The organism is Streptomyces sp. NPDC057445, from assembly GCF_042802855.1.
Classification (GTDB): Bacteria; Actinomycetota; Actinomycetes; order Streptomycetales; family Streptomycetaceae; genus Streptomyces.
Window position 1 is genome coordinate 693,663 of the sequence record NZ_JBHVDH010000001.1, and the last position, 25,094, is coordinate 718,756.

Below are 25,094 nucleotides of genomic sequence, written 5' to 3' on the forward strand. Positions count from 1 at the left end.
AGGACGTCCTCCGCCAGTGGCGGATATCCGCCATGACCGTATCCCGCCCCCGGCAACTCTCCACAAACCCCTGTCACTTGCGAAAAAGTGAGCGGTCATCCGGTACCGAAATCCGGACCCTCTCTTTCACAAACAGGGATGTAGATGACCCCCGAATCCCAGAGCTCCATATCCGGGCCGAGACGCGCGGCCCGTGTGGCAGCTGCAGCCGGACTCGTGGCCGCGCTGGTCGCCACCGGCGCCGTGCCCGCCTTCGCGGCGGCCACCGATGACCCGGTCGGCTCCGCTCCCGTCAAGTCCACCGGCTCCGACAAGCTGGGCGCGGCAGACGCCGATCTCCTCGACCTGGCCGAGGCCAAGGGCGAGAAGACCGTCACCGTGATTGTCGCCACCGCACCCGGCCGGACCGAGCAGGTCGCCGACCAGCTCGACGCCGTCCCGGGCGCGTCGGTCGGCAAGACCATCGACAAGCTCGGCTATGTACGGGCCACCCTGCCGACCGGCAAGGCGGACGCCGCCATCAAGGCGGCCACCAGGCTGTCCAGCGTCCACGGCATCGACCTCAAGCACGAGGTCGAGCTCGACGACCCCACCCCGGCAGCCGACCGCAGCAAGAGCGCGGCCACGGCGCCGACCGCCGGCGAGTACCCGGCTCCGGGCAAGGGCACGCCCGCGAAGAACCCGTACAACCCGTCGTTCGAGACCGGTGCGGTGGACTTCGTCCAGGACCACCCGAAGTACGACGGCCGTGGCGTGACCATCGGCATCATGGACTCGGGCGTGGACCTCGGTCACCCCGCGCTGCAGAAGACCACCACCGGCGAGCGCAAGATCACCGACTGGGTGACCGCCACCGACCCGATCACCGACAGCGACGGCACCTGGCGCGCCCAGATCACGCCCGTCGACGGTCCGGTGTTCACCGGCGGCGGCAGCACCTGGAAGGCCCCGGCGGGCTCGTACCAGTTCAGCCGGTTCAGCGAGTCGATCACGGCCAACGGTGACATGAAGGGCGACGTCAACCGGGACGGCGACACCGCCGACCGGTTCGGCCTGCTCTACGACCCGGCGGCCGGCACCGTCCGGGTCGACACCGACCAGGACGGCGACTTCACCAACAACGAGCCGATGAAGCCGTACAAGGACGGCTACCAGGTCGGCTGGTTCGGCACGGACAACCCGGCGACCGAGGTCGCCGAGCGGATCCCGTTCGTGATCGAGATCCGCAAGGACGTCCCGATGGACCCGCTGGGCGGTGACTGGGTCGGCAAGAAGGCCGACTTCGTCAACGTCGGCATCATCGAGTCGGAGCACGGCACCCACGTCGCCGGCATCACCTCCGCCAACGGTCTGTTCGGCGGAAAGATGAACGGTGCGGCGCCCGGCGCCAAGCTCGTCTCCTCGCGCGCCTGCTCCTGGAGCGGCGGCTGCACCAACGTCGCGCTCACCGAGGGCATGGCCGACCTGGTCATCAACCGCGGTGTGGACATCGTCAACATGTCCATCGGCGGTCTGCCGGCGCTGAACGACGGCAACAACGCCCGCGCCGAGCTCTACTCGCGCCTCATCGACGAGTACGGCGTCCAGCTGGTCATCTCGGCCGGCAACGAGGGTCCGGGCATCAACACCATCGGTGACCCCGGCCTCGCGGACAAGGTGATCTCCGTCGGCGCCGCTGTCTCCAAGGAGACCTGGGCCGCCAACTACGGCTCGGCCGTGGAGAAGAAGTACGCCATGTTCCCCTTCTCCTCGAGCGGCCCGCGTGAGGACGGCGGCTTCACCCCGACCATCACCGCCCCCGGCGCCTCCATCAACACGATCCAGACCTGGCTGCCCGGCGCGCCGGTGAAGGAGTCCGGCTACGCGCTCCCCGCCGGCTACGGAATGCTCCAGGGCACCTCGATGTCCTCGCCGCAGGCCGCAGGCGCGAGCGCGCTGCTGCTCTCCGCCGCCAAGCAGAAGAAGATCGACCTCACGCCGGCGAACCTGCGCACCGCGCTCACCAGCACCGCGAAGAAGATCAGCGGTGTCGCCGCGCACGAGCAGGGCTCGGGTCTGATGGACATCGTGGGCGCCTGGGATGCCATCAGGGAGGGCGCCACCGCCCACGAGTACGCCGTGAAGGCTCCGGTCGACACCGCGATCGACCAGTTCCTGAAGACCCCGGGCTTCGGCACCGGCCTGTACGACCGTGAGGGCGGCCTCAAGACCGGCCAGAAGAAGTCGTACGCCGTCACCATCACCCGGACCACCGGCCCGGACCGTCCGCTCCGGCACGAGCTGGACTGGAAGTACAACGACGGCACCTTCGACCTGCCGGGCTCCGGCTCCGTGGTGCTGCCGCTGAACGAGCCGGTCACCGTGAAGGTCGACGCGAAGGCGCGCACCAAGGGCGTCCACAGCGCCATCCTCGAGGTGGACGACGTCCGCAGCGAGGGTGTGGACAAGCAGATCCTCGCCACCGTGGTCGCGTCGGAGCAGCTGGCCAAGCCGGCGTACTCGTACTCGGGCTCCGGTTCGGTGCAGCGCAACAGCCACAAGTCGTACTTCGTGACCGTTCCCGAGGGTGCCAAGACCCTCGAGGTCGCGCTCGGCGGTCTGAAGGGCAAGAGCCAGACCCGGTTCATCTCGATCCACCCGTACGGTGTGGGCGTCGAGGACAGCGCGACGGTCAACTGCTACCCGAACTACGACAACCCGGCCAACACCTGCCGCCCCGACCTGCGGTCGTACCCCGACCCGCAGCCGGGCGTCTGGGAGATCGAGGTCGAGGCCCGTCGCACGTCCCCGCTGCTGGACAACCCGTACAAGCTGGACGTCACCGTCCTCGGTGCGGCGTTCGACCCGGCCGTGAAGACGATCCCCGAGGCCAAGGTCGGCACCCCGGCCAAGGTCGACTGGAAGGTCTCCAACGGCTTCGCCGCCATCGACGGCAAGCTGAAGGGCGGCCCGCTCGGCTCGGCGAAGGTGGCCCGTCCCTCCATCAAGGAGGGCGAGACCCTCGAGACCACGGTCACCGTCGGTGAGGGCGTGGAGCGTCTCGACGTCGCCATCGGCGGTGTCTCGGACGCCGCGGCCGACCTCGACCTGGAGGTCTGGAACGGCGCGACCCGCGTCGGCCAGTCCGCGGACGGCGACTCGGAGGAGGCCGTGAGCCTCACCAAGCCCGCCGCCGGCACGTACACCATCAAGGTCGTCGGCTACGCGGTCCCGGCCGGCACCACCGAGTACAACTACCGGGACGTCTACTTCGCGCCCTCCCTCGGCACCGTCAAGGTCGACGAGGCCCAGGCCGTGAAGCTGGCCAACGGTGCGTCGGCGCAGGTCGGCGCGGAGGTCCTGGTGGGCAGCGCGGCGCCCGAGGGCCGGCAGTTCTTCGGCGAGGTGCAGCTGCTGAACGCGCGCGGAACCGCCGCGGGCACCGGCAGCGTCGTGATCGAGAAGGTCACGCCGTAACGGTGTGACCTACTGCACTCGGAGGGCGGGCGTCCGTGGGGCGCCCGCCCTTCGCGTGTGAGAAGGAGCATGCGTCCCGCCCCTCGGACAATGGATTGGACAAGGTGGCCAGGGACATACGCATCATGGAAGGCACCCTGGCCACGCAGGCTGCACAAACGTACGGAGGAGTCCCGTGAAGGTCGGAATCGTCGGAGCCACCGGGCAGGTCGGCACGGTCATGCGCAAGATCCTCGCCGAGCGCAAGTTCCCGGTCGACGAGCTGCGGCTGTTCGCGTCGGCCCGGTCCGCGGGCTCCACGATCGCGTGGGAGGGCCGGGACATCACCGTCGAGGACGCCTCCACGGCCGACTACACCGGCCTGGACATCGTGCTCTTCTCCGCCGGCGGCGCGACCTCGAAGGCGCTCGCAGAGAAGGTCGCCTCCCATGGCGCCGTCGTGATCGACAACTCCTCCGCCTGGCGCCGTGACCCCGAGGTTCCGCTCGTGGTCTCCGAGGTCAACCCGCACGCGGTCAAGGACCGCCCCAAGGGGATCATCGCCAACCCGAACTGCACGACGATGGCCGCGATGCCGGTGCTCAGGCCGCTGCACCAGGAGGCGGGCCTCGTCGCGATGATCGCCACGACCTACCAGGCCGTGTCCGGCTCGGGCCTCGCGGGCGTCGCCGAGCTCCGCACCCAGGCGTGCGCGGTCGCGGAGAACGCCGACCAGCTGGCGTACGACGGTGAGGCCGTCCGGTTCCCCGAGCCCGGCGTCTACAAGCGTCCCATCGCCTACAACGTCCTGCCGCTGGCGGGCAACATCGTCGACGACGGCTCCTTCGAGACCGACGAGGAGCAGAAGCTCCGCAACGAGTCCCGCAAGATCCTGGAGATCCCGGAGCTGAAGGTCTCCGGCACCTGCGTCCGCGTCCCGGTCTTCTCCGGTCACTCCCTCCAGGTCAACGCCCGCTTCGAGCGTCCGATCAGCGTGGAGCGCGCCTACGAGCTGCTGAAGGACGCGGAGGGCGTCGAGCTCTCCGAGATTCCGACCCCGCTGCAGGCCGCGGGCAAGGACGCGTCGTACGTGGGCCGGATCCGCGTGGACGAGACCGTCGACCACGGCCTCGCCCTCTTCCTCTCCAACGACAACCTGCGCAAGGGTGCCGCGCTGAACGCGGTGCAGATCGCGGAACTGGTCGCGGAGGAGCTCAAGGGCTGACGCACGGCGCAGCACAGCTCGGGGCGGGGTCCGTACGGAAGGTACGGACCCCGCCCCTTCGTCGTCGGGGGCGGCCCGTCCCCGCGTCGTCAGGGGGTCAGCCCCTGCGTACCTCGAAGTGGAAGCAGCCGTACTCGACGGCCCTGACATGCACCAGGGCGACCGCCGGGTCGGCGAAGGCCTCCGCGAAGGCCTCGTCGAACGCCGCACCGGCCCCCGGCTCGGGGATCTCCAGCAGCCGGCCGCCGACGATGTGCCCGTCGGCGTCGTAGCGGCGGAGAGTACGCAGGGCGCCGGGCCGGGCGAAGGGGTATCCGTCGCTTTCCTCGGGCCCGCCGCAGTCCTCGGCATGGATGAAGACGGGTCCCTGCTCGTCGTACGCCCCGGGCCTCGCGCCCGTGTGCGCGGCCCATCGCCGCAGCGGCGCGTACGAGACCAGCGCGATCCGCTCCCCCACCCGGCTCGGCCGCAGACAGCAGCGCAGCGGTGCGCCGCCTTCGTCGTCGGTGTACGGGACAGAGGGACGGCCGGCGTCGTCGGTGGTGCGGAGTTCCGCAAGGGCGGCCGGGGCGATGGGGCGTGCGGAGTACTTCAGGGTCTTCGTACGGGTCGTCATGGGACCAGCGTTCACGCCGGCGCGCGGTCGCACCGGCGGAATTCGGTCAAGGTGTTCTCCCTTCCGCGGGGGACGCCTCTGCCTCGCGGGGGAACGCGCTTCCTGGCAAGCGTGCTTTGCCGGACCTCCGGAAAGAATGCGAAGGCCGGCGCATCCCCAGCCGTGGAAGGATGACCCGGAAACGTCACAAACCGAGGACGCAGAAACCGAGGAGATGACCGGGTGCCTGGCACAAACCTGACCCGTGAAGAGGCGCAAGCGCGGGCTCGCCTGCTCACCGTTGACTCGTACGAGATCGACCTCGATCTCACCGGGGCGCAGGAGGGCGGCACCTACAGGTCCGTGACCACCGTGCGCTTCGACTCCGCGGAGAACGGCGCGGAGACCTTCATCGACCTGGTCGCACCCGCCGTCCACGAGGTCGTGCTGAACGGCAAGTCGCTGGACGTGGCCGCGGTCTTCCGGGACTCGCGGATCGAGCTGAAGCATCTGCACGCGGGCCCGAACGAGCTCCGGGTCGTCGCGGACTGCGCGTACACGAACACCGGTGAGGGTCTGCACCGGTTCGTCGACCCCGTCGACGACCAGGCCTACCTCTACACACAGTTCGAGGTGCCGGACGCCCGCCGGGTGTTCGCCTCCTTCGAGCAGCCCGACCTGAAGGCCACCTTCCAGTTCACCGTGAAGGCGCCGGAGGGCTGGAGCGTGATCTCCAATTCGCCGGCCCCGGAGCCCAAGGACAACGTCTGGGTCTTCGAGCCGACGCCGCGGCTGTCCACGTACGTCACGGCGCTGATCGCGGGCCCGTACCACTCCGTCCACAGCTCCTACGAGAAGGACGGGCAGAGCGTTCCGCTCGGCATCTACTGCCGCCCCTCGCTCGCCGAGTTCCTGGACGCGGACGCGATCTTCGAGGTCACCCGGCAGGGCTTCGACTGGTTCCAGGACAAGTTCGACTACGCGTACCCCTTCGCCAAGTACGACCAGCTCTTCGTGCCGGAGTTCAACGCGGGCGCGATGGAGAACGCGGGCGCGGTGACCATCCGCGACCAGTACGTGTTCCGGTCCAAGGTGACGGACGCGGCGTACGAGGTGCGGGCCGAGACGATCCTGCACGAGCTGGCGCACATGTGGTTCGGCGACCTGGTCACCATGGAGTGGTGGAACGACCTGTGGCTGAACGAGTCGTTCGCGACGTACACGTCGATCGCCTGCCAGGCGTCCGCACCGGGCTCGAGGTGGCCGCACGCGTGGACGACGTTCGCGAACTCGATGAAGACCTGGGCGTACCGGCAGGACCAGCTGCCGTCCACGCACCCGATCATGGCCGAGATCCATGACCTGGACGACGTGCTCGTCAACTTCGACGGCATCACGTACGCCAAGGGCGCCTCGGTGCTGAAGCAGCTGGTCGCCTACGTCGGGATGGACGAGTTCTTCCGGGGAGTGCAGGCGTACTTCAAGCGGCACGCGTACGGGAACACGCGGCTGGACGATCTGCTGGGCGCGCTGGAGGAGACCAGCGGACGGGATCTCAGGACGTGGTCGAAGGCCTGGCTGGAAACCGCCGGTATCAACATCCTGCGTCCGGTGATCGACACCGACGCGTCCGGCGTGATCACCTCCTTCGCGGTCAAGCAGGAGGCCCCGCCGCTGCCGGCCGGCGCGAAGGGTGAGCCGGTGCTGCGTCCGCACCGGATCGCGATCGGCTTCTACAACCCGGACGGGGCCGGGAAGCTGGTGCGCACCGAGCGCGTCGAGCTCGACGTCGACGGTGAACTCACCGCCGTGTCGGAGCTGGTGGGCAAGCGGCGTCCGGCGGTCGTGCTGCTCAACGACGACGACCTGACGTACACGAAGGTCCGTCTGGACGACGAGTCGCTGAAGACGGTCACCGAGCACCTGGGCGACTTCGCCGATTCGCTGCCGCGTGCGCTGTGCTGGGCATCGGCCTGGGACATGGTCCGCGACGGCGAGCTCGCCACCCGGGACTATCTGTCGCTGGTGCTGTCGGGCATCGCGAAGGAGTCGGACATCGGCGTGGTCCAGTCGCTGCACCGCCAGGTGAAGCTGGCCGTCGACCTGTACGCGGCGCCGGACCGGCGCGAGGCGGCTCTGGCCCAGTGGACGGAGGCGACGCTGGCCCATCTGCGCGCCGCGGAGCCGGGCAGCGACCACCAGCTGGCGTGGGCGCGGGCGTTCGCCGCGACCGCGCGCACCCCCCAGCAGCTGGATCTGCTGCAGGCGCTGCTCGAGGGCCGCGAGACGATCGAGGGTCTGGTCGTGGACACGGAGCTGCGCTGGGCGTTCGTGGAGCGGCTGGCGGCGACCGGCGTCTTCGACGAGGACGACGTCGTGGGCGAGCTCGAGCGCGACAGGACGGCCGCCGGTGAGCGTCATGCGGCGACCGGGCGGGCGGCACGCCCGACGCCGGACGCCAAGGCGGAGGCCTGGGAGTCGGTCGTCGAGTCCGGCAAGCTGCCGAACGCGGTGCAGGAGGCCGTCATCGGCGGTTTCGTCCAGACCGATCAGCGTGAGCTGCTCGCCCCGTACACGGAGAAGTACTTCGCGTCGGTCAAGGACGTGTGGGAGTCCCGCTCCCACGAGATCGCCCAGCAGATCGTTGTCGGCCTCTACCCGTCGCTCCAGGTGTCGCAGGCGACCCTCGACGCGACGGACGCATGGCTGGATTCGGCCGCTCCCACTCCGGCCCTGCGACGGCTGGTCCTGGAGTCGCGGGCGGGCGTCGAGCGGGCCCTCAAGGCTCAGGCGGCGGACGCGGCAGCGGCCTGACCTGTAGGGCCGCAGGCCCCGCGCACCAGGTCGGAGGGCGCCCCGGAACCATGCGGTCCGGGGCGCCCTTTCATGCGGTCCGCCGGGCGCGTCAAGAGAGTGTCCGAAGTGTGACCCGGCGTCAACAAGCCTTCTGCCGAACGACTATGCTCCCTCACCGTCGCCATGTGATCGTTCCCGTTCGATTCGTTTTGAGGGTGCTGATGGTCCGTGAGGAATCGTCGCCCGGAAGTGGAAGCCCGCGATCCGCGGCAACTTTCGTGTGGCTCCTGCCTGCTGCTCTGACCGCCGTTGCCACCGCGGTCGCGGTGACCCTGGTCGCCGCCGACGCACGGCTGCCGGTCGGGCTCGTCGGGGCCGTCGCCGTCCTGGCCGTCGCCGCCTCGAGCGCGGAGTCCGCCCGGCGCGGACGGCTGATCGCCACCCTGCACCGGGACATCGCCGCACGCGACACCGACCTGTCCCGACTTCACGCCGACGCCGGGCACCTCGCCGGCAGTCTGCTGCCCGAGGTCGTCGACCGCCTGCGCAAGGGCGAGTTCCCGGAGGACGTGCTCGCCTCGCTCACCGCTCCACAGGCGCACCAAGGCGTCGTCCGCACGGTCGTCGACGCGGTCGTCGCCGAGGAGGACCTGCGCGAGTCCGCGCAGCGCGCCTTCGTGAACATCGCCCGCCGTGTCCAGGCCATCGTGCACCAGCAGGCCCAGGAACTGCGCGAGATGGAGGACCGGCACGGCAAGGACCCCGAGGTCTTCGGCGATCTGCTCCGCCTCGACCACGGCACCGCGCTGATCGGCCGCCTGGCCGACTCCATCGCCGTGCTCGGCGGTGCGCGGCCGGGCCGCCAGTGGAGCCGGGCCGTCCCCCTGTACAGCGTGATGCGCGGCGCCATGTCGCGGATCATCGACTACCAGCGTGTCGAGCTGCACTCCGTCTCGGAGGTCGCCGTCGTCGGCCCCGCCGTCGAACCCCTGATCCACGCGCTCGCCGAGCTCCTCGACAACGCCACCCGCTACTCGCCGCCGCAGACCAAGGTCCATCTGACCGCCGTGGACGTCCAGTCCGGCATCGCCGTCGAGATCGAGGACGGTGGCGTCAGCATGAGCGAGGAGGCCCGCAGGCGCGCGGAGTCCATGCTCCGGCAGGCTCAGCAGGGCATCGACCTCAACGACCTGGGCGAGACCCCGCGCCTCGGCCTCGCCGTGGTCGGCCGGCTGGCGCAGGCGTACGGCTTCCAGGTCTCGCTGCGCTCGTCCGCGTACGGCGGTGTCCGCGCGGTCGTCATCGTCCCGCAGGATCTGATCACCACCGCGTCGTCCGCCAGTGGCATCGCGCACGGCATCGGAGCCTCGTCCGTGCCCCGCCCGACGCTCCCTGCCGCCACGGCGGCCGTTCCCGGGCCGCGCCAGGCCCTTCCGGCCACCGTACCCGTGGTGCTGGAGGACGCTCCCGTCGTGACCGAGCGAACGTCGGGCGGTCTGCCGCAACGGCGCCGCAAGTCGCCCCTCCCCGCGTCCGGCGTATCCGCCGGATCCAGCGCAGCCGCCGCATCCGCTGCATCCGCTGCATCGGCCGCCCAGGCGTCGTCCACCTCCACCTCGGCTCCCGACCAGGAGCCCTCACCTCAGGTGCAGCCCGGAATATGGCTGGCCGCCTTCCAGAGCGGTCTCTCCGGGGAGCCCACCGAAGCCAGCAAGGGGAACACACAGCCATGATTCAGCAGCAGGCCAATATGGACTGGATGCTCAAGGATCTCGCGGAAGGAGTGCCGCAGACCCGGCACGTGGTGGTGCTCTCCGCCGACGGTCTGCGCATGGCCCAGTACGGCACGGACACGGACACGGCCGACCGGCTGGCCGCCGCGTGCGCCGGACTGCAGTCCCTGGCGAGCGCGGTCGCCTCCGAACTCCCCTACAGCGACGGCCGGATGCGGCTCGTGGTCATCGAGATGGACGGCGGCTTCTTCTATCTGATGGCCGCGGGCGCGGGCGCCTTCCTCGCCGTCCTCGCCGACGAGGGGGTCGATGCCGGTCTGATGGGGCAGCGGATGCGGGACCTGGTGCTGCGCATCGGTGATCACTTGAGCAGCCCGCCGCGAGTGGAGACCTCCCCTGCCGAAGGGCATGGGGGAGGGCAGGCCAGGTGAGCGACCCGGGCGCCGGGGACTGGGACGAGGCCAGCCCCGAGCGGCTCTACGTGATCACAGGCGGACGCAGCGGCGCGTCCGCGCCCGACCACCTCGACCTGGTCACCCTGATCGTGGCCAGGTCGGGGCCGAAGCCAGGGATGCAGCCCGAGCACGCGGCGATCGTCCGGATCTGCCAGGCGCCGCTGTCGGTGGCCGAGATCTCCGCCTATCTGAGCCTTCCCGTCAGTGTCGTGAATGTCCTGCTCGGCGATCTCATCGCCGACAGCCGGGTCGTCGCCCGCGCGCCCGTCCCACCCGCCCGACTCCCCGACCGCGCGTTGATTGAGGCAGTGATCGATGGACTTCAGAGGCTCTGAGCAGGCCACCGCCGTGGAGCGCGGTCCGCGGAGCGAGGACGTGCTGCCGGCGACCGCCGCCGCCGCGGTGAAAGTGGTGATCGTGGGCGGCTTCGGGGTCGGCAAGACGACTCTCGTCGGCTCGGTCAGCGAGATACGTCCGCTGACCACCGAGGAGACGATGACCCAGGCCGGGGTAGGCGTCGACGACACGGCAGGCATCGGCAGCAAGACGTCGACGACGGTCGCGATGGACTTCGGCCGCATCAGCATCAACGACGAACTGGTGCTGTACCTGTTCGGCACACCGGGCCAGGAGCGGTTCTGGTTCCTGTGGCGTGGCCTGTTCGAGGGTGCGCTGGGCGCGGTCGTTCTGGTGGACACCCGACGCCTCGAGGTCAGCTTCGATGTCATCGGACGCCTGGAGGAGCGGGGTGTGCCGTTCGTCGTCGCCGTCAACTCCTTCCCGGGTGCGCCCGGTTATCCGGTCGAGGAACTGCGGGGTGCGCTGGATCTCCCCGAGTCGGTGCCCATCGTGCTGTGCGACGCACGGCAGCGGAGTTCCAGCAGGGACGTCCTGATGACGCTGATGCGCTATCTCCAGAGCCTCGCCATGACGCAGGAGGCGTCCTGACCACCGTCCCGACACCCGGAACCGGTGGAGGCCGATCCGATCGGTGAGTGCACGGAGCTGACGCAGGGGTCCCGGCCCCTCCGGCGATGTCGTGCGGTCGGCATGCCGGCCGGTCGCCTGCCGCTGCCGCCCTGCCGCCCTGCCGCGGAGAGTTCCGTCTCCTCAGGCTCCGGGGGTTCGTGGCCGGGACCCGGCCACCTCGTCAGCGCCTCCAGTACGTGTGCCACGCCCGCACCCTCCTCCGAGCCGCGCCGTACCGCGGCCACCATGTGCCGGCGCGGCCGGTCGGCGTCCAGGACGCGCGGCGCGGTCGCGGCCGGCGCGGCATCCGTGAGGTGTACGCGCCGCCCCTGCGCCTCCAGCAGCGACACACCGAGCTGCTCGGCAAGGTTCGTCAGCTGCGGCGACACGGCCGACGGCGTCATGAGCAGGTCCTCGGCGGTCGCGGTCACGGTGCCGCGGTCCCGCAGCAGGCGCAGGATCCGCAGGTTCTCGACGTCCCACCTGTCCCACTCGGCCGCGCAGGCAACCTACGGCCTGTCCTGCCGCCCCACCCGGTGCGGTGGGAAGCCCCTGTCCCGCCCCCGAGGGGCAGGACAGGGGCCGTGTGCGCACCAGGTGCGCGATGGATCAGTGCTGCTTGACGAATGCCCTGCCCGCACGGGAGCCGGCGGAGCAGGACTTCTTCTCGGCGGCGGTCATCTTGCGGCTCTTGACGACCACGGCGTTGCTCGTGCCGTCCGTGCCGTTGTCGGCAGGGCCGGTGATGGTGTCCTCGAAGAACCAGTAGTAGTGACCCCACTTGGGGCTGTCGTAGTGGGTCTGCCAGGTGCCGGTGACCTGCTGCATCACCTGGGCGCGGGAGATCCAGCCCACCTCACCGGGCTTCACCGTCATGTTCAGGGAACTGGTCTCCGAGTGGGTGCTCGACCAGCTGTGGTTGTAGCTCGCCGTCACACTCAGGTCCACGATGCCCGCGATCTTTCCGCCCGCGGTGACCGAGACGCCGACCGAGTCCGTGGAGCCCACGGTGTCGTTCCAGGTCATCGACTGAGCGGCGTCCGAGCTGCTGCAGTTGAAGAGCGAGTCGGAGACCTGACGGAACGTGCCGAGGTACGCCTTGCCGAGCTCGGGCGAGTTGAAGGTGCACTTGCCCTCGCCCGAGGCGCAGTCCGCCATGAGCTGTTCCCGTGTCGGCTGTTCGTCGGCGACCGCGGCAGAGGTGGTCGCCGACGCGATTCCACATGCCGCCACTGTCGCGGCCAGTAACCGGCCTCCGTGGCGTATCAAGCGGTTCTTGGTCATTGTGGTGCCTTTCGAACTGTGCGGGGGGTCGGTGAACCTGCACACGCCCCAGGGGACTTGGACGCCCCGAAGTGGAACAGCGGTCACCGCCTGTTGCGTGCGAGGTTGTCCCAACAAACGGCTCAACCACACCAAGAAAAGGCAAAGTTGTAGTTGATCCGAAAACAGCTGTGCAGCGACTCGTACGGGGCGTCCCTCGACGACCCCCGGCGGCACCGTGCCGTGCCGGACGCGGCGGGCAGGCGTCGCCACGGACCTGATCGGCCGTCACCAGGTCTCCGCCGCCCGGTCGACCGGGCGAGCTGATCATCCGTCATCGCCCGCGGAGGCGGCCGGCGGCCACCGCGCGGACGCATGCCCGGCGCCAGGCGGACGGGGATCCGCCGCCGCATGGGCGAACGGCCGACCAGGGGCTCAAGTGCGGGCGCGGCCAGGTCGAAGAAACCGGTGACGTGATCATCTTTCGGAATGGAGTACTCATGCGACTGTTCGCGCGCTGCGGGGCCGCCGCGCTGCTCGCCGCCCTCGCCCTCGCCGCCCCGGGGCCGGCCGAGGCCCAGGGTCACACACACGGTCATACGTCCAGACCCTCCCCTGGACCCGCCCCCCTGCACCTGGCGGACGAGCCGCTGAGAGGCAGCTACATCGTCTCGCTGAACACCGGCGCCGACGCGGCGGAGGTCGCGCGGCAGGCCGGGGTGAAGCGGCGGTACACCTACAACCGGGCCATGCGCGGCTTCTCCGCGGCGCTGAACGCGGAACAGCTCGAGGCGGTGCGGATGGTGCCGGGCGTGGCAGCCGTGGAGGAGGACTCGAAGGTGGCCGCGCACAGTGCCGACGACCCCGGCGGGGTCGGCCGGGTGGACACCGCGACGAGCTGGGGACTCGACCGCTCCGATCAGCGGAAGCTTCCGCTCGACGGGAAGTTCGGAGCCAAGTCCGCAGGCGAAGGCGTCACCATCTATGTCGTCGACTCCGGTATCGACTATGGCCACAGCGAGTTCGGCGGACGTGCCGTCCTCGGGTTCGACGCCGTCGGCGACGGCCGTCTGGGACGGGACTGCGAAGGGCACGGCACACATGTCGCCGCGACGGCGGCCGGAGCGACGTACGGGGTCGCGCCGAAGGCCAACGTCGTCAGCGTCCGCGTGCTCAACTGCAACGGCGAAGGCTCGTGGTCCGCGATCATCGCGGGTCTCGACTGGGTCGCCAGGAACGCCCAGCAGCCCGCCGTGCTGAACGCCTCGCTCGGCGGCGCCAAGTCACCCTCCGCGAACGCCGCCGCCGACGCGGTCTTCGCCAGCGGCGTCCTGCCGGTCATCGCCGCCGGCAACTCCGCCAAGAACGCCTGCGGTGTCTCGCCCGCGAGCGCCGCCAATGTCCTCACGGTCGGCGCGACCGATCGTATGGACAACGAGACCGACTTCAGCAACTACGGCGAGTGTCTCGATCTCTACGCCCCGGGCAGCGAGATCACCTCGGCGCTGATGGGCGGCGGAAGCACCGTCATGAACGGTACGTCGATGGCGTCTCCGCATGTGGCGGGGGTGGCCGCGCTCTACCGGGGCGCGAACCCGACCGCCAATGTCCAGACCGTCGCCGACTGGGTCGTCGGCCAGGCCACCGAGAACGTGGTCCAGAACGCCACCAAGGGCTCACCCAACCGCCTGCTGTTCACCGGCGGACTCTGATCCCACCATCACCCCTGTGAGCACTGCCCGGCCTCTCCTGCCGGGCAGTGCTCACCGGTGGGGCTCACGCCGGGTCGAACCCCACCGGACGGGACCGTGCCGGGCGCGAGATTGTCCGGCCCCCAGCACCAGGCACGCCGCTCGGGCGGCCCGAGGGGCTCGCCGACGACGGCGAACGAGAGCAGGGCCACGCACGACCGTCCCGGGCGCGGGCCATAAGCCTCCCTGAACGGCGAGGCTGATCCCGTGCGCGGGCAGCAGCATCAGCGCGCCGGGCACGAACGTCGTGAAGAGAAAGGTGATGCCGCGCCTGAGCGGAGTAACCCCTCGGCCTCTCCCCTGGCGGGGAATCCTGGTCGTGGAAGCTACCGTCGTAGCACCGGATCGCTCAGGTCCATCGAGTCCTTCCGGCCGTTCCCTTCAGTCGAACCGGAAGATCCGGCAGGTCGGTGAGCGAGCTGGCCGAGGGCCGTGGCGGCGAACGCGACCACCATCCCCAGCAGTTGTACCGGCGTCAGATCCTGGCCGAGCGCCGCCCAGCCGATGACGGCGGCGGTGATCGGTGAGAGGGGCCCGAGGAGGGTGACCGAGGTCGCCGTGAGCCGCTCGATCCCGCGGAACCAGAGCCAGTACGCGACGGCGGTGTTGGCCAGGGCGAGATAGGCGTACCCGGCGACGGCCCGGCCGTCCAGCGACGGCGGGGCGCCCTCCGCGAGAAGGGCGACCGGCGCGATCAGCAGCCCGCCGCCCGTGAGCTGCCAGCCGGTCATGGCGAGCGGCCCGACCCCCGCGGGCCGGCCCCAGCGCTTGGTGAGCACCGTGCCCGCGGACATCGAGGCGGACGAGAGGAGCCCGGCGAGGACACCCACGAGGTCCAGCGTCGCCCCTGCCTTCAGGACGACGAGGCTGACGCCGAAGGCCGCGGCGATCGCGGCCAGCGTGCCGCGCGCGGTGGGGCGCTCGCCCAGCAGCAGGGCGGCGAGGCCGATGACGAAGAGCGGACCGACCGAGCCGACGACGGCTGCGACACCGCCGGGCAGCCGGTAGGCGGCGAGGAACAGCAGCGGGAAGAACGCCCCGATGTTGAGCGCGCCGAGCACCGCGGACTTCATCCACCAGGTACCGCGCGGCAGTACCCGGGTGAGTGCGAGCAGGGCAAGACCGGCGGGCAGGGCGCGCATCAGACCGGTGAACAGGGGCCGGTCGGGCGGCAGGAACTCGGTGGTGACCACGTAGGTGGAGCCCCAGGAGACCGGAGCGAGCGCGGTGACGGCTATGACGGCGGCCTTGCGCGAGGACATGAGGGCCCTTCGTGGACAAGAGGAGACAAGAGGAGACAGGAGAAGACAAAGGAAGCTTGGCCATAAGTAGCTTAGCGCTAAGCTACTTGCTTAAGAGCTACTTATTCAGAATTCACTTGCTTGTCAGCAACCGGAGAGAGCGCGAGACTGCTTCCATGCCCCCTCCCGCAGCGTCCCCCGAGTCCTCCTCAGGAGCCCGCCCCACCCCGCTGGACCCGGTGGATGCGATCACCGCTCAATGGGCCGCCGTACGCCCCGAACTCGACACGGTGCCGATGGCCGTCTTCGGGCGGATCTACCGGCTGTCGCACGCCATCGCTCTGCGCATCGACACGGCGTACGCGCCGTTCGGGATCTCGCGCGGCGAGTTCGACGTCCTGGCCACACTCCGGCGCTCAGGAGAGCCCTACACGCTCTCCCCACGTCAGCTGTCGGCGACGCTGATGCTGACGACGGGCGGGATGACCGGGCGGCTGGACAAGCTGGAACGCGCCGGACTGCTGAGCCGGAGCCCCGACCCGCACGACCGGCGCGGCCTGCGTGTGACGCTCAGCGAGCGGGGACGTGAGGTGGTGGACGGTGCCGTGGTGGCGGGGCTCGATGCGCAGCGGAAGGCACTGGAAGGCGCGCTCGACGCCGAGGAGGCGGAGCAGCTGTCGGGGCTGCTGCGGAAGCTTCTGGGCTCGATGGGGGCATGAGCGCGGGCCCGAACGGCAGGCGAGCGGGGCTCGGACGTCCGGCGAGCGCGGGCCCGAACGGTCCGCTCGTCGAAAGCGGGAAACGCGAGGACGCCGCACGGTAGCGACCGTACGGCGTCCTCGCGACGTCACGACGTGGGTGTCAGGCCTGCTTCCTCGACTTGTCGAGGACCATCACCAGACCGCAGATGACGACGAACAGAGCGATCGGCGCCAGAACGAACAGGCCGACCGTCTCGGCCACGCTCAGGCCGGGTCCCGGGTCGTCGCCGTCGTCGCGCACCACCGCGAGCGCGGGGGACGACATGAGCAGCATCATCAGCGTCGTACCGGCCGTGATGGCGCCGGCGCGCAGGGCGTTCTTCTTGTCCACGGTGCAAACGTAGCGAACGGCTATGCGGGCCGCGCGCCCGGGGTACCCGTACGGGGCTCCTCCCCCTCCGGTTCCGACGCCCGGAACACGTCCATCAGCCCGTGCAGCCGGGGGGAAGCGGCCAGATCCTCCAGGGTCAGCGGACGGCCGTCCGCGTCGGCGACGGGCAGCCGCCAGTTCGGATACTGGTCCCACGTGCCCGGCAGATTCTGTGGCCTGCGATCGCCCACCGCGTCCGGCAGCCAGACGCCGACCATGCGGGCGGGAGTACGCCGCAGAAAGCGGTAGACCGCGCGAATCCCGCCCTCCTCTGTGCCCGCGCCCTCGGGCAGCAGTCCCAGCCGGGCCAGATACGCCAGCCACTCCGCGACCTCCGCGGAGTCGTCCGTACGCTCCTGCTCCAGCGGCCGGGTGAGCAGGCCGAGCCGGTGGCGCAGCGCGACATGCTCACCGGTGAGGCGGGCGGCGGTCGACGGCAGATCGTGGGTGGTCGCGGTCGCCACACAGCCCTCGCGCCAGCCTTCGGGGGCCAGCGGACGGCCCGTACCGCTCCAGTCCCGCTCGAACCAGAGGACGGACGTGCCGAGCACACCCCGCCGCGAAAGGGCCTCTCGTACGCCGGGCTCCACCGTGCCGAGGTCCTCCCCTATGACGACCGCACCCGCCCGGTGCGCCTCCAGGACGAGGACGGCGAGCATGGCCTCGGCGTCGTAGCGCACGTACGTGCCCTGCGTCGGCTCGGCGCCGGCCGGCACCCACCAGAGCCGGAACAGCCCCATGACATGGTCCAGGCGCAGAGCACCCGCATGGCGGAGCAGGCCACGCAGCAGTCCGCGATACGGCGCGTATGCGGAGGTGGCGAGGACGTCCGGGCGCCAGGGGGGCAGGCCCCAGTCCTGGCCACGGGCGTTGAACGCGTCCGGGGGCGCGCCGATCGACATCCCTCCGGCGAAGGCGTCCTGCTGCGCCCAGGCGTCCGCGCCGCCCGGATGGACTCCCACCGCGAGGTCATGGACGATGCCGACGCCCATGCCCGCGTCGTGGGCGGCACGCGAGGCGGCGGCGAGCTGCTCGTCGGTCAGCCAGGCGAGCCGGCAGTGGAAGTCGACCCGGTCCATCAGTTCGCGCCTGGCCCGCCCGGTCTCCGTGGACCGTGGATCGCGCAGACCCGCGGGCCAGGCGTGCCAGTCGGATCCGTACACCTCGGCGAATGCGCACCAGGTGGCGTGGTCGTCCAGCGCCTGGCCCTGCGCGGCGAGGAAATCGCAGTACTCGGCCCGTCTGCCGGGCCCCGGCGGGACACGCAGCACGAGCTCCAGAGCCTGGAGCTTGAGCTCCCACACGGCATCGCGGTCGATCAGGGCGCCCTTGTCCAGGACCGAGGTCCGCAGTCCTGCGGCCTTCTCGACGAGCGCGTCGAGCCTGACGCGGTCCTGGCCTGTGACGTACGCGTATTCGGGGACGTCCTCGATCCGCAGATGTACGGGATCGGGGAAGCGGCGCGAACTCGGGCGGTACGGGGACGGATCGGTCGGCGCACCCGGCACCGCCGCATGCAGCGGATTCACCTGGACGAAGCCCGCCCCGAGCGCCCGTCCAGCCCAGGACGCGAGCTCGGCGAGGTCCCCGAGGTCGCCCATGCCCCACGAGCGGGCCGACAGCAGTGAGTAGAGCTGCACCAGGAACCCGTGCGCCCGCCCCTGGGGCTGCGCCACCGCTTCGGGCGCGACGACGAGGGTCGCCCGCGCCGTGCGTCCGTCCACCGTGTACACGTCCAGCCGGTGGACGCCTGGAGGCAGCTGTGCCCACCCGTCCGGTAAGGCTGCGGCACCTGCGGACGGCCGGAAACCGGCGGCCGGGGTCCGGGGCGCCGGGCCTTCGGCGGGTCCCAGGCCGGGGCCCGCGGGCCGCCCGGCGGCATCCCCGGCGGGCGCCGCCGCTGCGGCGTCGGGGTTCGCGACGGCCTGGGCCACGACGTCGCGTACCGCCGGGCCCGGGTCCGGGGCGCCCGGGGACGCGGCGGTGCCGGGGCTCTCACCCCGGCCGGTGGGTGTTGCCGCCGTTGCGGCCTCGGGGTTCGCGACGGCCTGAGCCACGGCGTCGCGCACCACCGGGACCGGGCCCGGGGCGCCCGGGGACGCGGCGGTGCCGGGACTCTCACCCCGGCCGGTGGGTGGCGCCGCCGTTGCGGCGTCAGGGTGCGCGACGGCCTGGGCCACGGCGTCGCGCACCACCGGGACCGGGTCGGGGGCGCCCGGGGACGCGGCGGGCGGCACCGTCCCGGCGGAGGCGCCGTCGCGCGGTTCGCGCCACTCCCGGGTCCCTCCGTCCTCCAGGCGGACCCGCACCCGCGTGCCGTGCGGGAGCGCGACCGGGGAGCCGGGCTCAGGGAGCCACAGCACCACCGTCGCGGGGAGCAGCCGGTCCGCGGCAGCGGCGTCGGCCGCGGCGAGGGCGGCCCTGACCGCCTCCGGCGTCGAGGCGTCCACGCCCAGCGCGGCGAGGACCGAGACCACCGTGGTCTCGGGGACGGGAACGGTGACGCCCGTCGACGGCGAGTGGGTCATGGCGACACCGTGCAGCGCGGCCAGGCGGGCCAGGCCCATTCAGACTCCTGGGGACTCCGTGCCGCCGGCCATGCCGGGGGCGGTGGGCTCGCTCGTGAGAGGTGCGGCCGCGGCAAGGGGCGGCTCGCTGGTCAGCGGTGCGGCGTCGGCGAGCGGCGGCTCGCTCGTCAGAGGGCCGGGCACCTGTTTGGACAGGGCAGGGAGCAGAAGCTGTGCGGGAGCGGCCACTGGTGGCCTCCTAAGGTTGGTCAACAGGACATGGCAGCCCTACCCAGCGGGCACGGCCGCAGACGTAGACCGTTCGTCAACGTGTTCCGTGTCACATTCTGCTCCACGTACGGGAGTTGAGAGGCCCCCGCGCGCCGGTGAACAGCCGATGGGCATAGGGGACACAACCGGCAGCCGCATTGACACCTTCAGTGCGCGGGTGGTGGGCTCGCATCCGATTCGAGAAGAACTTCGACGGACGCAACAGCGGACACCGGTGGCGAGGGGAGCCGTACGTGCGGTTCGGGCGCAGCAAGCAGACGGCGACCGCCGTCGCCGTGGCCGTCATCGGCGGACTACTCGGAACGGCTCCCGCCGTCGCCGCGCCGGGCGCGCCGGACGCCCCTGCCACCACCGCGCCGGAGCGCGAGGGCGAGGGCGAGACGGCGCTGCCGTCCGTCTGGCCGCGGCCGCAGAAGCTCGTCGCCGCCGGGCCCGCCGTCCCCCTCGGCAAGGAGGCCACGCTCCTCGCGGCCCCCGGCACCGACCCGTACGCCGTCGAGGCGATCCGTGACGCACTGCGCGCAGCCGGGGTACGGACCGTGCACACCGCGCTCCCCGGCCGCGGACCACTGGTCCGTCTCGGCGGAAACGATGCGCAGGACGCGCTGCGCGCCTTGCGTGCGCCCGAACGCGCCGATCTGCCCGCCGGCGGCTACCGCCTCGGCGTGGGCCGGGTCGCCGGCCGCGACACCGTTGCCCTGGACGGGGCCGGCGGCGACGGACTGTTCCACGGCGCACAGACGCTCCGACAACTGATCAAGGACGGCTCCGTCGCCGGGGTCGTCGTGCGCGACTGGCCCGGTACGGCCGTACGGGGCATGACGGAGGGTTTCTACGGTCAGCCGTGGAGCCGGGAACAGCGTCTGGCGCAGATCGACTTCATGGGCCGCACCAAGCAGAACCGCTATCTGTACGCCCCCGGTGACGACCCGTTCCGGCAGGCACGCTGGCGTGAGCCGTATCCCGCCGCCCAGCGCGCCGAGTTCCGGGAGCTCGCCGAACGCGCCCGCCGCAACCATGTGACGCTCGCCTGGGCCGTCGCCCCCGCGCAGTCCATGTGCCTGGCCTCCGGCGACGACATCAAGGCGCTCAAGCGCAAGTTCGACGCGATGTGGGCGCTCGGGGTGCGCGCCTTCCAGCTGCAGTTCCAGGACGTCAGTTACAGCGAGTGGCACTGCGACCGGGACGCGGACGCATTCGGCTCGGGCCCGGAGGCCGCGGCGGCCGCGCACTCCTCGCTGGCCGGGGAACTGGCGCGGCATCTCGCCGAACGCCATCCGGGCGCGGAGCCGCTCACGCTCATGCCGACCGAGTACTACCAGGACGGTGCCACCGACTACCGGCGGGCGCTGGCCGAGCGGCTCGACGCCCGGGTCCAGGTCGCGTGGACCGGCGTCGGTGTCGTGCCCCGCACCATCACCGGGCGGGAGCTGGCCGGGGCACGCGAGGTCTTCCGGCATCCCCTGGTCACCATGGACAACTACCCGGTCAACGACTACGCGCAGGACCGCATCTTCCTCGGCCCCTACAGGGGACGGGAGCCGGCCGTCGCGACCGGTTCGGCCGCGCTGCTCGCCAACGCGATGGAGCAGGCCACGGCGTCCCGTATCCCGCTCTTCACCGCCGCCGACTACGCCTGGAACCCCAAGGGGTACCAGCCGCAGCAGTCCTGGGAGGCGGCGACCGCCGACCTCGCGGGCGGCGATCCGAAGACCCTGGAAGCGCTGCGCGCACTCGCCGGCAACCATGCCTCCTCGATCCTCAGCCCGGACGAGTCCGGGTATCTGCGGCCGCTGATCGCCGAGTTCTGGCGGTCCCGGACCACCACCGACGCGGCCGCGAGGGACGAGGCGGCCCGGCGGCTGCGGGCCGCCTTCACCGTCATGCGGGAATCGCCGCGGCGGCTGGCCGCGCTGGAGACCGAAGTGGGGCCGTGGCTGGACCAGTTGGCCCGCTACGGGCAGGCCGGTGAGATCGCCGTCGACATGCTGGAGGCGCAGGCCCGCGGTGAAGGGGAGGCGGCCTGGCGGGCCTCTCTGGCGCTGGCTCCGGTGCGCGAGGCGATCGGCAGCCGCCATGTGACGGTCGGCAAGGGCGTGCTGGATCCGTTCCTGGACCGCGCCGGAAAGCAGTCCGCGGCGTGGACGGGCGCGGACCGCAAGGCCGGGTCGGTCAGCCGCACCGACTCCGTGTACACGGTACGGCTGGAACGGGCACGGCACGTCGAAGCGGTCACCGCGATGGCCGAGCCCGGAGCCGACGGGTCCGCAGGAACGCTCGAGGCGCATGTGCCGGGAGAGGGCTGGCGACGGATCGGCCCGCTCAGCGCGTCCGGCTGGACCCAGGCCAGGACGGCCGGGCTGCGCACGGACGCCGTCCGGATCGTGTGGTCCGGCGACGCGGCTCCGCAGGTGCGGCGGCTCGTGCCGTGGTTCGCGGACGAACCCCAGGCGCGGCTCGCGCTCGTACGGGGTGAACTGGACGCCCCGATCGGCGGCGGACCGCAGCGCACGGAGGCGTACGTCGACGCGCGGCGGCCCGACGAGGTACGGGGCGCGCTCACCGCGAAGGCGCCGAAGGGCATCACGGTGGCGGTACCGAAGGAGGTGCGCGTGCCCCGGGGCACGCGCACCGCGGTTCCCGTCGAGGTGACCGTGCCGCCGGGGACCCCGTCGGGGGAGTACCAGGTGCCGTTCGCCTTCGGCGGCGAGGAGCGCACGCTCACGGTCCGGGCGTACCCGAAGACGGGCGGGCCGGATCTGCTCCGTACCGCGTCCCCTTCGTCGTCCGGCGACGAGACCTCCGACTTTCCCGCGTCCGCGGCGACGGACGGGGACCCCAGAACGCGATGGTCCTCGCCGGCCCAGGACGGCGCGTGGTGGCAGGCGGAGCTGTCGGCGCCCGCCCGGGTGGGTCAGGTCGTGCTGCACTGGCAGGACGCCCACGCCACGAAGTACCGCATCCAGGTCTCCGCGGACGGGCGCACCTGGCGCACGGCGGCGACGGTGCGTGACGGGCGCGGGGGACGCGAGACGGTACGCATGGACGCACCCGGGGTCCGCTTCGTCCGGGTGCAGGGGGATGCACGGGCGACGGAGTACGGGTACTCGCTGTGGTCGGCGGAGGCGTACGCGGTGACGGGGGGCTGACGGGGCGCTGCGCTTGCGGTTCGGGGGGTTACGTGGTCGGGCTCGGCCGGTGCCGTGGTCGTTGGCCGGTGTGTCCGTCCTCAAGCGCCGGACGGGCTCAGGTTGTCGGGGTCGGCCCGGACCGGGTGGTGGGCGTTGGGGGCCGTTCCGGGGCTCGCATCCGGGACGGCATGATTTACGGCGCGCCGACCGGTACCTCAAAGGACAGCGCCCGCGCCGCGCCACAAATCACGCTTTAGTGTCCCGGACACGACCTCTCCACGGCCCCCCTCGTGGCCAGGGGCGGTGGGCCGATCGCCGTGTGTCGGGTGAACCACCTTCCGGGCGGCAGTCGGGAACGCGCCAGGGGCGGGGCCGTGCAGGGTCGGCCCCGCAGGGGACGGCGGGACTACTGGTTGCCTGCGAGGTGGGCGGTACGCCGCCGTCCCCGAGGAGTCGAGCCCGGAGGGGCCCCGCCCCACCACCCACCCACAGCCCCCGCCCAAGCCCGTCCGGCGATTGAGGACGGACACACCGGTGCTGTTACGGTCCCGGCCAACCCCGACAACCGCACCGGCACCGCGCAGGCGGACCCGTACCGGCCCACCACGACAACCGCACCCGCACCCGCACCGCGCAGCGGACCCGCAGCGCCCCGCGGCCAACGTGAAGGCCCGGACTCGTCAGGCAGAGATGCCGTCGATCCGGGCCATCGCGTCGTCCGCGCCGTACGGCTGCAGGTATGGCAGCCAGCGCGGATCCCTATGCCCCGTGCCGATGATGCGCCAGGCCAGGCCGCTCGGCGGAGCCGGTTGGTGCCGCAGCCGCCAGCCCAGCTCGCGCAGGTGCCGGTCGGCCTTGACGTGGTTGCAGCGGCGGCAGGCCGCCACCACGTTCTCCCAGGCGTGCTGACCTCCGCGACTGCGCGGAATGACGTGGTCGACGCTGGTTGCGACGCCACCGCAGTACATGCAGCGGCCACCGTCACGCGCGAAGAGCGCGCGCCGGGTAAGTGGAACGGGCCCCCGGTAGGGGACCCGCACGAAGCGCTTGAGCCTCACCACGCTGGGCGCGGGGATCACTCGGGTTGCGCTGTGCATCAAGGCGCCGGACTCCTCGAGGCAGATGGCCTTGTTCTCGAGGACGAGGACGAGCGCGCGGTGGAGCGGTACGACGCCGAGCGGCTCGTACGACGCGTTGAGGACCAGGACATGCGGCACGGATGCCTCCTTGTACGCCGGCGGCGCGTGGCTCGCGCCGGGACGATCTGTTCCAGTCTCTCCTCCTGCCTGGTCGTAGCGCCACTACGTCCCCGTAACGGGCCGGAACGATTTGTGTGCCGTCGCCCACACAGCCCGCCCGGGGTGAGCCTTGTCTCTCCCCTGAAGATAACGGCCGAGTCACGGCGAAGGCGCCGTTACTGTGGTTGGACCGCCGAACGCCCTGGAGGTACCCGCCGTGTCCCTGGCCGCCGATCCGTCCGCCCCGCCCGTCAGTCTCGACGAGGCCGCGGAGAGGGCCAACAACGCCGCGGGCTGGGTGGAACAGAACTGGTCCACCTGGCTCAGTGTGGGCCTGCGCATCCTCCTGATCGTGGTGATCGCCGTTCTGCTGCGGATCGCCGTCCGCCGTGCGCTCACCAAGCTGATAGAGCGGATGAACCGCAGCGCCCAGGCGGTCGAGGGCACCGCCCTCGGCGGACTGCTGGTGAACGCGGAGCGCCGTCGGCAGCGGTCCGAGGCCATCGGCTCGGTGCTCCGCTCGGTCGCGTCGTTCGTGATCCTGGGCACGGCGGGCCTGATGATCCTCGGTGCCCTGAACATCAACCTGGCGCCACTGCTCGCCTCCGCCGGCGTCGCGGGCGTGGCGCTGGGCTTCGGCGCCCGGAATCTGGTCACGGACTTCCTGTCCGGCGTGTTCATGATCCTCGAGGACCAGTACGGCGTCGGCGACTCGGTCGACGCGGGTGTCGCCTCCGGTGAGGTGATCGAGGTCGGCCTGCGGGTCACCAAGCTGCGTGGGGACAACGGCGAGATCTGGTACGTCCGCAACGGCGAGGTCAAGCGGGTGGGCAACCTGAGCCAGGGCTGGGCCACGGCGTCCGTCGCCGTGAACGTACGGCCGACCGAGGACCTGGACCGGGTGCGCAAGATCATCGAGGAAGCGTCCTCGACGATGACGGAGGACGAGCCCTGGAACGAGCGCCTGTGGGGCCCGGTCGAGGTGCTGGGCCTGACGGAGGTGCTGCTGGACCAGATGACGGTCTCGGTCTCCGCGAAGACGATGCCGGGCAAGGCGCTCGGTGTGGAGCGCGAACTGCGCTGGCGGATCAAGCGCGCCTTCGACGCGGCGGGCATCCGGATCGTGGGCGGTCTGCCGCTCCAGGCGGGCGACGAGCAGCCGGTCAAGGACCCGACGGCGACCATCGCGGCCCCCTCGGCGTACGCGTCGGCGACCTCGCCGCAGTCGGTGGCGGCGTCCCCGCTCGCCCCGGCGTCGAATCTTTCGAAGTAGCCGCCGCTTTACGGGCCACCCCCGCGGGTAACGACTTGGTTGCCGCGGGGGTGGCCCGCG

General features: G+C 71.4%; 18 protein-coding genes and 1 pseudogene. 11 read left to right on the forward strand and 8 right to left on the reverse strand.

From position 1 onward, the window contains the following. Positions 1-144 precede the first annotated feature (144 nt). Both ACFU5O_RS03145 and ACFU5O_RS03150 read left to right on the forward strand, forming a co-directional pair. Positions 145-3,456 carry a S8 family serine peptidase gene (locus ACFU5O_RS03145; protein ID WP_384235631.1) on the forward strand — a complete coding sequence of 1,104 codons (3,312 nt, stop codon included), beginning with the start codon at positions 145-147 and terminating at the stop codon, positions 3,454-3,456. Between the two features lie 175 nt (positions 3,457-3,631). Further along, positions 3,632-4,660, forward strand: a complete 1,029-nt coding sequence (locus ACFU5O_RS03150) for an aspartate-semialdehyde dehydrogenase (RefSeq protein ID WP_384235633.1) — start codon at positions 3,632-3,634, stop codon at positions 4,658-4,660. A 97-nt stretch (positions 4,661-4,757) separates the two neighbouring features. On the opposite strand, the gene ACFU5O_RS03155 is transcribed toward ACFU5O_RS03150, so the two are convergent. Continuing rightward, positions 4,758-5,276, reverse strand: a complete 519-nt coding sequence (locus ACFU5O_RS03155; protein WP_384235635.1) for a DUF1203 domain-containing protein — start codon at positions 5,274-5,276, stop codon at positions 4,758-4,760. A 222-nt stretch (positions 5,277-5,498) separates the two neighbouring features. On the opposite strand from ACFU5O_RS03155, the gene pepN reads away from it, so the two are divergent. The 5 genes from pepN to ACFU5O_RS03180 all read left to right on the forward strand — a co-directional run bounded on the left by pepN (position 5,499) and on the right by ACFU5O_RS03180 (position 11,187). Then, a complete protein-coding gene (gene pepN / locus ACFU5O_RS03160) occupies positions 5,499-8,069 on the forward strand; it encodes an aminopeptidase N (protein WP_384235638.1) in 2,571 nt (856 codons plus the stop codon). A 203-nt stretch (positions 8,070-8,272) separates the two neighbouring features. Continuing rightward, the gene (locus ACFU5O_RS03165) at positions 8,273-9,784 is read left to right on the forward strand and encodes a sensor histidine kinase (RefSeq protein WP_384236395.1); all 1,512 of its coding nucleotides are present in this window, start codon (positions 8,273-8,275) and stop codon (positions 9,782-9,784) included. Then, positions 9,781-10,215, forward strand: coding sequence for a roadblock/LC7 domain-containing protein (locus ACFU5O_RS03170; protein ID WP_384235640.1), 435 nt, complete (start codon positions 9,781-9,783; stop codon positions 10,213-10,215). Before ACFU5O_RS03165 ends, ACFU5O_RS03170 begins: the two co-directional genes overlap by 4 nt. Beyond that, the gene (locus ACFU5O_RS03175; protein ID WP_384235642.1) at positions 10,212-10,574 is read left to right on the forward strand and encodes a DUF742 domain-containing protein; all 363 of its coding nucleotides are present in this window, start codon (positions 10,212-10,214) and stop codon (positions 10,572-10,574) included. The genes ACFU5O_RS03170 and ACFU5O_RS03175 overlap by 4 nt, the downstream gene beginning before the upstream one ends. Beyond that, the gene (locus ACFU5O_RS03180) at positions 10,555-11,187 is read left to right on the forward strand and encodes an ATP/GTP-binding protein (protein ID WP_384235644.1); all 633 of its coding nucleotides are present in this window, start codon (positions 10,555-10,557) and stop codon (positions 11,185-11,187) included. Before ACFU5O_RS03175 ends, ACFU5O_RS03180 begins: the two co-directional genes overlap by 20 nt. 320 nt (positions 11,188-11,507) lie before the next feature. On the opposite strand, the pseudogene ACFU5O_RS03185 reads toward ACFU5O_RS03180, so the two are convergent. Continuing rightward, positions 11,508-11,675 (reverse strand): annotated as a pseudogene (locus ACFU5O_RS03185) (LysR family transcriptional regulator); the annotation flags it as partial. A gap of 142 nt (positions 11,676-11,817) precedes the next feature. Then, positions 11,818-12,492, reverse strand: a complete 675-nt coding sequence (locus ACFU5O_RS03190) for a hypothetical protein (RefSeq protein WP_384235646.1) — start codon at positions 12,490-12,492, stop codon at positions 11,818-11,820. A 479-nt stretch (positions 12,493-12,971) separates the two neighbouring features. On the opposite strand from ACFU5O_RS03190, the gene ACFU5O_RS03195 reads away from it, so the two are divergent. After that, the gene (locus ACFU5O_RS03195; protein WP_384235648.1) at positions 12,972-14,183 is read left to right on the forward strand and encodes a S8 family peptidase; all 1,212 of its coding nucleotides are present in this window, start codon (positions 12,972-12,974) and stop codon (positions 14,181-14,183) included. A 365-nt stretch (positions 14,184-14,548) separates the two neighbouring features. Here ACFU5O_RS03195 and ACFU5O_RS03200 read toward each other — a convergent pair whose 3' ends face one another. Next, on the reverse strand, positions 14,549-15,484 hold the full coding sequence (locus tag ACFU5O_RS03200; RefSeq protein WP_384235649.1) for an EamA family transporter: 936 nt from the start codon (positions 15,482-15,484) through the stop codon (positions 14,549-14,551). 155 nt (positions 15,485-15,639) lie between these two features. Between ACFU5O_RS03200 and ACFU5O_RS03205 the strand changes: the two genes are divergently transcribed. Continuing rightward, complete coding sequence (locus ACFU5O_RS03205) at positions 15,640-16,182, forward strand: MarR family winged helix-turn-helix transcriptional regulator (protein WP_384235653.1); 543 nt, start codon at positions 15,640-15,642, stop codon at positions 16,180-16,182. A 142-nt stretch (positions 16,183-16,324) separates the two neighbouring features. On the opposite strand, the gene ACFU5O_RS03210 is transcribed toward ACFU5O_RS03205, so the two are convergent. From ACFU5O_RS03210 to ACFU5O_RS03220, 3 genes are read right to left on the reverse strand one after another with little or no spacing between them, the layout of a single operon-like run. Beyond that, entirely contained in the window at positions 16,325-16,555 is a 231-nt protein-coding gene (locus ACFU5O_RS03210) for a hypothetical protein (protein WP_384235655.1), read from the reverse strand. 20 nt (positions 16,556-16,575) lie between these two features. Beyond that, the gene (malQ, locus tag ACFU5O_RS03215) at positions 16,576-19,161 is read right to left on the reverse strand and encodes a 4-alpha-glucanotransferase (RefSeq protein WP_384235657.1); all 2,586 of its coding nucleotides are present in this window, start codon (positions 19,159-19,161) and stop codon (positions 16,576-16,578) included. Then, a complete protein-coding gene (locus tag ACFU5O_RS03220; protein ID WP_384235659.1) occupies positions 19,162-19,350 on the reverse strand; it encodes a hypothetical protein in 189 nt (62 codons plus the stop codon). Between the two features lie 275 nt (positions 19,351-19,625). On the opposite strand from ACFU5O_RS03220, the gene ACFU5O_RS03225 reads away from it, so the two are divergent. Beyond that, positions 19,626-22,541, forward strand: coding sequence for a beta-N-acetylglucosaminidase domain-containing protein (locus ACFU5O_RS03225; RefSeq protein WP_384235661.1), 2,916 nt, complete (start codon positions 19,626-19,628; stop codon positions 22,539-22,541). A 662-nt stretch (positions 22,542-23,203) separates the two neighbouring features. Here the strand turns inward: ACFU5O_RS03225 and ACFU5O_RS03230 are convergent. Further along, positions 23,204-23,740, reverse strand: a complete 537-nt coding sequence (locus ACFU5O_RS03230; protein WP_384235663.1) for an HNH endonuclease — start codon at positions 23,738-23,740, stop codon at positions 23,204-23,206. 238 nt (positions 23,741-23,978) lie between these two features. On the opposite strand from ACFU5O_RS03230, the gene ACFU5O_RS03235 reads away from it, so the two are divergent. Next, positions 23,979-25,034, forward strand: a complete 1,056-nt coding sequence (locus ACFU5O_RS03235; protein ID WP_384236397.1) for a mechanosensitive ion channel family protein — start codon at positions 23,979-23,981, stop codon at positions 25,032-25,034. The last annotated feature ends 60 nt before the right edge of the window (positions 25,035-25,094 follow it).